3 protein-coding genes and 1 pseudogene are annotated in these 10,166 nt (G+C 53.3%); 1 reads left to right on the top strand and 3 read right to left on the bottom strand.

Annotation, left to right across the window (positions count from 1 at the left end):
• Nucleotides 1-149: 149 nt before the first annotated feature.
• The 3 genes from BW14_RS09370 to BW14_RS09380 all read right to left on the bottom strand — a co-directional run bounded on the left by BW14_RS09370 (nt 150) and on the right by BW14_RS09380 (nt 9,197).
• Complete coding sequence (locus tag BW14_RS09370) at nt 150-4,373, bottom strand: UvrD-helicase domain-containing protein (protein WP_140490384.1); 4,224 nt, start codon at nt 4,371-4,373, stop codon at nt 150-152.
• Between the two features lie 14 nt (nt 4,374-4,387).
• Nucleotides 4,388-7,894, bottom strand: coding sequence for a PD-(D/E)XK nuclease family protein (locus BW14_RS09375; protein WP_140490386.1), 3,507 nt, complete (start codon nt 7,892-7,894; stop codon nt 4,388-4,390).
• A 304-nt stretch (nt 7,895-8,198) separates the two neighbouring features.
• Nucleotides 8,199-9,197, bottom strand: a complete 999-nt coding sequence (locus BW14_RS09380) for a hypothetical protein (RefSeq protein ID WP_140462438.1) — start codon at nt 9,195-9,197, stop codon at nt 8,199-8,201.
• Nucleotides 9,198-9,537: 340 nt separating this feature from the next.
• Between BW14_RS09380 and BW14_RS09385 the strand changes: the two are divergent.
• A pseudogene (locus tag BW14_RS09385) lies at nt 9,538-10,166 on the top strand (hypothetical protein); the annotation flags it as partial.

Genomic DNA, 10,166 nt, shown 5'->3' on the forward strand with positions numbered 1-10,166 from the left:
AAGAACGCAGTCTTATCTATGTCTCGCTTACACGAGCCCGTAAGGTAGTTCTGCTGTTGGGACACTGACAAGAAACACCATGATTGGGGCTCTATCTGATTGATCGTGATCAGATAGAGCCCCAATCAATTCATCCTGCGATATATCGATCAGCTCACATCAATCAATCGATGACCTGCCAAACCTATCAGCCAGCGTTCGGTGACTCGGTACCCCGAGTAGCGCTGTTCTAAGGCTCGCGCGTAAAGATCCTGCTGAGCTCGGTAATCGTCGGCAAGACGTCTCTGCCAAGCGTCAAGAGATTCCCCGCTCTGCACCCGATCGGTTTTGTAATCGAACAATATGATGGATTGCGTTGCATCATCGACGACAAAGCCATCGATGACACCACGCACTACGATCTCCTCGTTTTCCCTGGAGGACAGCGAAGACGCCATATCCGGAGCCGCAGAACCATCAGCATTCGCGTTGCCGCTATTGAATACCGCCAATTCCTGCGCTCCAATCAGCATGGCGAAAGGCTCTTCCCTGTGCAGATCGGCTGGGTTTGAACGGATTCGGGCAGTAAGCCTTCTCAGAGCATCCGCACTCACAGTTGCACTTTCGTCGGAAACCTGTGCACTATCAATCCGCCCGCCTGAGACAAACCACAGCAGATTCGCCATCATCGTCTCGCTACGCAGAGTTTCGGCCACGGCCGGTGCAATCAGATGCGTGCGCAGCAATTGATTGATAGCCGATTCAATACCAGCACGACAGGATCCGGCATTATCCGAACACTCCCAGTTGAAGATTTCCAACACGTTATGCGCACCGGTGCCCACCTCAGCGGGAGAAGCCTCGTGCCTGGCAGATTCAGTCACCATGAAGTCGGGCAAGGCAAAGTCCATGCGGCGCCAGTCATCTTTGGCATCCACAATCACGTTTTCCGTTGCGTCATCCTCAACATCACTGTCTTCGCCATCCGTAGTCTGTTGGACACTCTTGGCCATCCAATAGCGAGCGCCGGAAGCATTGACAGCAGCTGGCACACGCAGCAAACCGTCTCCATCCACTGCAGGGCGTTGAGCCTCAACATTCATGCGCTTCTTGGTGTATGAATACCCTGGCGTTTCCGCACTCATCTCGGTCTGATATTCAGGATCGTCCGCGTGAATGGAAATCGTAATGCGCATGCCTGGCCGTGCGGTCTGCGGGTCGGCATCATCAGGATTTTGAGGAACCACAATGGCTCGAGGCTCACCGTCGATACGAATATCTTGCCAATCATGCGGAATCTGCGTGGAAACACCCGGCTCTGCCGATTGCTGCCATGCAAGCAGGCCCCCGAGAATCCACGACAAATACCGAGAAGACGAAACCAACGATTGCACCGACAACGCCTTGCGCGGCCCGCAAACGGTATCCACTTCTCGTATGGAAACGTCACCGATGGCCTTTTGCATATCCAGCGAATTGGGTTTATCTTTGGATTCCTTGGCATTCGCCACGATGATGAGCTTCTCCTTAGGCCTGGTCAACGCCACGTAGAGCAGACGCAGCTCTTCCTCCACGCTATTACGCTTCAACTCCTCCATCACATCATCGCGTTGGAAAGTGCCCAATTTGTATTCATGACGCGCGGAAACTACATTCATGCCAGCTATGCCATATCGCGCACCCGGCTTTTCCACCACGGGAACAGCTGTGTTCTTCACGTTATTCAGCAAATCACCCGAAGCGTTCATCACGATTACCACCGGCCATTGCAAACCCTTGGCCTTGTGAATGGTCATGATATGCACAGCGTTCTTGGTAGGAACCGTTGAAGCCTCCTCCCCCGCCTTGGCATCCGTTGCCCAAGATTCCACGGCATCGAGAAACGCACGAAGATTACGACCATGTGTGGATTCATAGGTTCTGGCCTTGGCACAAAGCGACTCCAAATTGGCTTTGCGCTGCGCGCCTTCCGGCAGCAAACCCGCATAATCGTACAAATCCGTCACCGCATACAGATGCCATAAGAGTTCATCCAGCGGATGGCCGGAAGCAAAGTCACGCATATCATTCAGAAGATTCAAGAACGCTCGACACTTGTCAGTCAATTCCTGGGTGCGCCATTTATGCGCCAAATCGGTCGCAGTATCTTCGGGGTTGGCATCATTCGTGTCATCTGCATTGTCTGTATCAGACTGCACGTCAGCTGTTGCATGCCATTGATTCTCGAATTCACTGGCCACCCAGATTTGCCCGTACAATCCACCCTTCGTCTGCATACGCAACCGCGCCAGATCATCATCAGTAAAGCCAAGCGAACGCAGCACAGTGACCAGTGGAATATCCTGACGCGCATTGGCAATGACTCTTAACCAGTTGAGCGCCAAGGCAATCTCCGGTTTCTTGTAAAAGTCGCCTACCCCCTTCACTTCCACCGGGATGTTGGCAGCTTGCAACCGATCCGCAAGATCTCCAAAATAGGTGGCGCCACGCGAAAGAATCGCAATGTCACCATACGAATAGCCCTCCCGAGCAATCAATGACCGTACACGGCGCACAATCATGTCCACTTGCAGCTGACTTTGCACGCAACGCAAATTGCCTTGGGGTTTTTGGGGTTCCGGCTTGTTGCCGACGGGGCTGTCACCGACATCTTCCCGTTCACCTTCCAAACACAGCAGCAGTTCCACGGCATCGCTCCGGAACGACGCATCCGGCTCAGCTACATCACTGTGGGCATCAGCCCGCATGCGCAAACGTTCGGCACGATAATCCACCTTGCCCATGTCGCGAGTCATCAACCCATCAAACACTGCATTCACAAACGTGATGATCTCCGGCGTCGAGCGATAGTTCACCCATAATTGGCTGGTATGCTCCGGCGGAACCTGATCGCAAATCTCCTTGAAAGCCTCCGGAGAAGCGTCACGGAAACCGTAGATGCTTTGTTTGACATCGCCCACCATAGTGAGCTTATCCGCTTCACTACTGACGTATTGCACGAATGCGTTCTGCAACGCATTATCATCCTGACTCTCATCCACATAGATGCAACGCCACTGATCGTGGATGCGCTGTGCCGCTTCCGGCTCTTGCAATATGGAAAGAGCCCATTCCGCCACGTCGCTGAAATCAGCCAATCGCATGCATCTTTTCTCAGCACGGTATGCATCATCCAAAAGATGAATGAAACAAACCAGCGTATCCAAACGATGCTTCATCCGCTCATACAACAGGTTGGTGTCTTCCAGCGAGAAAGCGAACATCGACAGTATCTTCTTCAGAGGTTGTTGAATATCGCTTACCGACTGTGCGAGTTCCCTCACACCTTCACAGTTGGTTTTGACTTTGCCTTTGAAAACGTCTTTTAATACGTTTGATCCCTGCGTGCAATTTGTAGTAACTGCATGGTACAGACCATTATCAGGATGTTCCTGCTCGTCGCGGAAAAGCGCATACAGCTCATTCCATGTACTGTTGCGCATCAATTCCGGCAGGGTATCCAGCTGAGAAAGCGACCGCAAATAGTGGCTGTCCTCCGGGAAATTGGTTTCCGGGTATTGTGAAGCGTACGTTTTCTCGATATATTCAATCCGCTCCAGCAGCACCGGATACACACTGGTGAACTCGGTAATACACGCGTCAATGCGTCGGTCAAGAGCGTCGCTCACCCCATATACAGGCTTATCAGCGGCGAACTTCATATCATACGGTTCACTCACATTACGCAGCCATGCGAGGCCATCCGGTTTGGTTAACGCCGTGCCGTACAGGCTGAACATCAAGCTGCGCAAATCTTTGTCTTTTCGGGCACCGCCAAAGCTTTCCAGGAGGTCCATGAAATCGACATGATGGCTATCGTTTTCGCTGTACCACTGTTCAAACAGACTATCCGCAACCTGCCGTTGCAAATCATGGCGCATCGCTTCGTCAGAAAGAATCTGCTGCCCTGGCTCCACTTGAGGCAGAAGCTCAGAATTGCGATCAACAATATATTTCGCAAGTGCATCGATGGTACTGATATGCGCAGCAGGCAAATCAGCGAGCGCTTGCGTGAACACCCTGCACGCCAATGGACAGTCGATGAGTATTGCCTGTGCCAAGGCCCCATCATCGCCGCCGATTTCATACCTATCATCGTGTTTGATGAGATGCCGCGGGTCGCAATGCTCATTAGCCGCAGCAAAATCGATGGCAAAACGAAGATTGGACTCTAGCCGCCTACGCATTTCCGCCGCTGCCGCTTCGGTGAACGTGATCACCAAAGAAGCGCGAATCGACTGTGGGCTAACGGCGCTGCGATTGCGCTCCAACAAATCAAGCAGCACGTCCTGTAACAACTGGGTGGTCTTGCCAGTACCAGCGGAAGCATTGATCACATACGTATTCTTATTCATGGCAACTATCCCCCTTACTTCTTCTGAACCATCGTCATGGCGGTATGAATGAGTGCATCTTTTGCAACCGGATCTTCGTAGTGGAAGGCTTCACCGTTCAACATATCCAAGGCAATCACATCCGTATACGAGCTGCGGACCAAGCCATCATCCGCCTTTGGATCCAAGGTTTTATAAGGCTGCACCGGCAAGTTCCCGGCCATGATGTTCTCGCAGGCTTCTTGGATCTTCAACTGCACGAAATCACAGATAGCGTTGAACTCGTCATCTTGTATCTGAGCCCAAACGCCAGGAGCGCTTGTTATCCAAGGATTCACGATGGTTGCACCACTGCCTAATCCCATGTTCCAGGCTGAGACCCATGAGTCATCTTGGAACAATGCCGTCACACCGTCGCTCAGAGGACCCTTCGTTCGCGTTGCAATCCAATCCGGGAATGCCACTGGTCTGACGGTGTCGTTTTTACGCCGAATCGGCACAAAGAACAAACCAATAAGCGGTACATCCGTATTACGCTGCGCCGCTCGGGCATAGGTAAACAGCTGGAGCTCACGACCGTAGTGGATGGCGGAACCCTTATCCACATCCGGACTTTTCTCTGATGGCTTTGAGCCGAACAACTGCTTGGCCGAGGATTTGTAATCCAACACCAGCAGCCCTTCAGTGCTCGTCTCACCGTCTGAAGCAATAACCTTATCGATACGATCAACCTTGCCATTAACATGCAGCGGGAGGGACACCATCTGCCCGTTTACTAACCCATTGAGGTATCCATCAGCTAACGCTTCCCATTTGCTGGGCTTGTTGTTGATAGTTCCGAACTGTCGCTCAGTGTGCAAAGGGACGATACGATTTGCGGATATGACACTCCGCTTGTTCTTCTTGTCATTCTTACCTTCCTCATCCTTGGACTGTTCCTGCCGCAGTTTGCCTTCGGCACACCAAGCAGTGCGAATACCATCCATGTATGCAGCCATGTTGAGCAGCGTGTAAGTGAGCTGTTGATGCACCATACGCATTCGTTCACTGGAGCCCAATACAGACATGCGAGGATCTTCTTCCAACACGCTCCACTGGTCATCTGGCGAGGCATCGCTTCGGTCAAGGCGAGCATAATCGCGTATATAGGCCTGCATCTGATGCAGCTCGGGTGACTCTCCAGGATGCTCGGTGACCCATCGGCCAACGGCATGTTCGAGTACCGCATGGTAGAAATTGCCCTCCAGCATGGAATCCAATTGGTATGGACGCAGAGGCTTGATTTTCAGTCCGTACTCGAGGAAGTAATCGTACGGATTACAGTAATACTTTTCGATAGACGATACCGAGGCGTCGAATACCCTGGAATCAGACACAGTACCATCTGCATCTGCAGTTGTTTTTGCAGTCGTATTTGCATCGTTGTCGGAGTCGTTCCTCTGACTCTTAGTGAACAACAGCGTGGCCAACTCTCGATCGAGAGGTTTCGTCTGGTCTGGCAATGGAATCAAACGTTCTTCGATATCGTGTCCCCATTCACAGGCCTTATGTCCCTCCTGAGAATCAGCTGCGCGAGGAGCGACAGTGTTCACGTAGGAGGAAGGCTGTTGTGCCGCACCATCCAAGGTTTTCGGCCATGTCATAATCAGCGCATCGCTGGCATGCGTGGTCAACATATTGAAAGCCAATGGTTCTCGGCGGGCTTTAGCATCCAAAGTGGAACGCAGAATCGACCAGGCTTCCACCCTTTTGCCGCGCGCAGCCAATACGTCTGCAAGCAGGTAACGTTCACTCTCATCCAACAAGCCGCTTTCATGTGGAATTGCCGGCAATTGCGATTCGCTCGCGCCAAGTACGTATACAAGTCGGTACTGCCGCATTGGGGTAGGGAATGTCACCACATCCACTGCGTTCAATGCCTTCGGACGAGTGCCTAATGGTTCGGCTCTCAGCAACGATTCGAGGTTGTCTTTGAATGTGGGCGCAAACACAGCGAATGGTTCATCGCCGAATTGCTGGACCATCTCATTCAATGCGCCCATGATGGTATCCCACACTTGGCGAGTGCGGTTGATACGGTACTCGTTCCTCTTGCCGGACTCCACCCCCGTGTTCCAAACGGCTTTGTTCACTTTCATGTCGATAAGGAACTGCACCAAAGAGCGAATCCGCTCTCGTACCGTCACATCGTTGACGCCATCATCAATGCCATCGCCCGGATAGTCAGCACAAGCTCTAAGCCCATACTGATGCTCAGCCTGATTAATGCATATGCTGATGGCGTGGGCCGCCTGCCATTCAGAAGCAGGATTCGTTGCGCCATCTTCAGCGAGCTGCCACAGCATGGAGGGATTCTGAGTAGCCAGTAAATTCTCCAGCTTGTCCAATGTAGATGAGGAAATTGGTCTGCGCTTCATCGCGCCAGTTGCATAATCCCTATAGTCAATGGTGACTCCGCGCATCAGCCCGCTACGGAACACGCGCAGAATAGCGGCCGGTTCACGACGATACAGCGCCGGATCCAACAGTCCGAGCACAACATCCGCCAATGGATCATCGCTCATCATGGCCGCAGGCGTAGTGTTCACCGGCACAGACCTATAGGAGAATTCCGTATCCAGCAACGCACGATATGGGCTCATGTCTCGGGCAGCAACCAGCACATCACCAAACGAGAGTTTCCCGCGAGAATCCTTAATCCGCCGTGCAATATCCGATGCCACGAATCGAATCTCCTCAGCTGGATTATCAATCGGCTTTGCCATAACCGGAATGTCAGTCACAGGCCGCACAGGTGCAAGGGCATGAACGGCATCGTTTGAAGAGCCTGTGAGCAGGCTCAGCAAATCACCGTACGGAACCTCAGCCATATCTGAATCGCAAACGAGTTGCGAATACCGTTCAACCCATTGCAAAGCGAGCGCCTCTGAGGGCGCAATGTTCTCGAAACCAAACAGTCCAAATCGATATGCCGAACCATGAACAGCCAACCATGATTTCATTACCGGGGCAATCTCACCCGGTAACGCGTAATTATCCGCATATTCATGTTCCACCAGTTCCAGTAACGAATGCAAGGCCTGGAACCGGCTTGCATTCGAGCTTGCGAGGCTTCCCGTGTTCTTCTGAGCCGCAGCATGAAGATCATCCGAACTGACACCGGATTTACGTAATTCCTCAACCTGCGCAGCGAACTGATTCACGGAACCGAAAGTTCGCCCAGCCTCACGAAACAGATCTGGTCTTTTGCTCATCTCCTGCGCAAGCAGGACTCGCATGAGGAAAGGCGAAAGTGTGGGACGCATGAATACGGCATCATCATGATTGCCGATAACCGAACGCACAAAACTAATGAAAGAATGGACGCTTACGTCCACTTCACGCTGCTGGGATAGTTCATGGCTACGCATGATACGCAACGCCTCACGCTCCGCATAAGAACGCAGACGAGCTGGAGTAAGCACCACAATGTGCTGGCAGCTTGGAGAAGCAGTATTGTCAGACAACATGCGTTCCAGCAGTGATTTCAATGTGCCACTCATCGGGCTCCCCCTTCATTGGAAGATGTCATATTCTGTACATTACCTCGGGACACTTGCCATATCATGAAGCACCACTCAAACATCGGGCAGTTTCCTTCCATTCTTCACCATGTGTATTCGCGACCGCCTTATCGGCCGCCTGATTCCATGAACCTGACAAGTTGTTCACCGAGAGAGACATAGACAGCGGCACGCCTCACATTCCAATGTTTTCGGGAAGTCGAAAACCGCATCTCACACCGCGTCTCACACCGACTTCCCGAAAACATGGACCGAGGCTCTCGATCGTTCATCCCGCTGCGTATCAGTCCGTACCGTGACCGGCGTAGATCACATCGGCGAAGGCGGTCCGCGTACTGTCTGAGTCCGTGAATATGCAGCTGTCGTTGATGTCACACTTCGCCTGAAGCCCCTTCACCTCATACTGCCGAGACACAAAGCGTGCGCATTGGATCGGGGTGCCGGCGCCAGAGACGTATTGGCAAGACCATTCGCCATCGCTTTCGCCGCCATCCTTGAATTCAGCCACGTCACCGGTAACCTGCGCATCGAACGTGATATTGAAATACCCGTTGGAGTCCGGCTTGGAAGCGTAATTCGTTATGGTGGAATTCACTTCCGAAACATCGTATCGGCAGGCTTTGGATATGCTTTTGCCGACGACCAGAGCATACTCCTTCCCGTTCAGATACAGTTTCTCCAGTGTCTGGCACATGTCTAGCCTAGCGATTTCATCCGCCAGCTCCTGCTGAATGCCCTGATCCGTCGTAATGGCATCCGTGGCGTTCAATGCATTCAGATGATCATTCGAGGACAGGCCGATGCCGATGGATCTGCCGTAATCAGTGTCTGCGGTAATCGTTTCCTTCCATGCACCCTGATACCACGAGCCCGTGCTCTTCACCTCATAGACGCCGGGAACCATGACATATTTCGTACCGGTTCCAGCATTTGCGCCTTCCACGGTAGCGTCCGCGGCAGTGACCATACGGAACAGCACCGGGTCCACTGCCTTCCACCGGTTCCCCTCCTCCTGGCGCATGACCAGTTCCGTGTTCTGCTTCTTGCCGTCCACCACATAGGAGACGGCAATGGAGCGCACGCGGTCGCCTGTCTTCTTCGAGTCGCCAACCACGATCTGCTCAATCGGTTTGGACGGTTTGACGCTCAGATAGGTTACCTTCCCAATGGCCTGTCGCGTCATCACCGACTGTTCGGCGACTGCCTTGGCATCTCCTGCAACGACCGACTCCATCAGCCTCTGAGCCGCGGAGCTGGCACCATCCATGCTGCAGGCAGTCAAGGGAGCCACCATTGCGCAAGCGAGGGCAGCCGCCATTACGGTCTTCCCCATCGTTCCCAAACGTGTCATCATCTCGTTACCTTCCTTACACCCATTCCGGGCAGTCAATGTGATTCGCTTCCTGCGAACCGTTCACCTCCTAGAACCGGACAACACACCACTGCGTCACGACACGCCTCAAATTCCAACGTTCTCGATGATTTGAACACCATTGTCCGGTTGTATCTGGTGTCAGCGCATGGCGATGGATTCCACCATCAATCAACGCTGACGGCTCCGGCGTTGCAGAGGCGGCACACCATGAGCCGAACAACCCGCCTCGAGAGATCAGGAGAATATCATGAAGCACACGAGCAAAGCCGCTGTCGCAACGATCATCACCGCCGGTACCATAGTCGCACCGCAGATGGCGATGGCGGACGAAACCGTCTCCACTCCTCAGGACCAGATCGCTTCGGCCGCACAGGCCGTGTCCGAAGCACAGCAGGCAGTGTCCGAGGCACAGCAGATTGCCGGCGTCCCGCAGGCGCAGCAGAAGGCCGACGAAGCGGCCTCCGCGTTGAACCAGGCACAGACCGCGCTGAATAATGCGCAGTCCACCAAGCAGAACACCATGCAGCAGCTCGATCAGGCGCAGCAGAACAACACCGCAGCCCAGCAACAGCTTGCCGACGCCAATGCCGCACAGCAGCAGGCGCAGACCAATTACGACAAAGCCGTCGATCCCGCAACCCAGCAGGCAGCTCAACAGGCCGTCGATCAGGCACAGCAAGCCGTGACCGATGCCACTGACATGCTGAAGGAAGCCAACGATGCAGTACAAAGCGCCCAGCATGACGCCGATACAGCGTTGCAGAACCAGAAAGACGCCGAATCCAAGCAACAGCAGGCCCAGAAAGAAAGAGACGATGCGAAGAAGGATGTTGATGCCAAGCAGCAGGCCATCGACATGCCCGATTCCGTAAAGCG

Source organism: Bifidobacterium sp. UTBIF-68, assembly GCF_006408855.1.
GTDB classification, from domain to species: domain Bacteria; phylum Actinomycetota; class Actinomycetes; order Actinomycetales; family Bifidobacteriaceae; genus Bifidobacterium; species Bifidobacterium reuteri.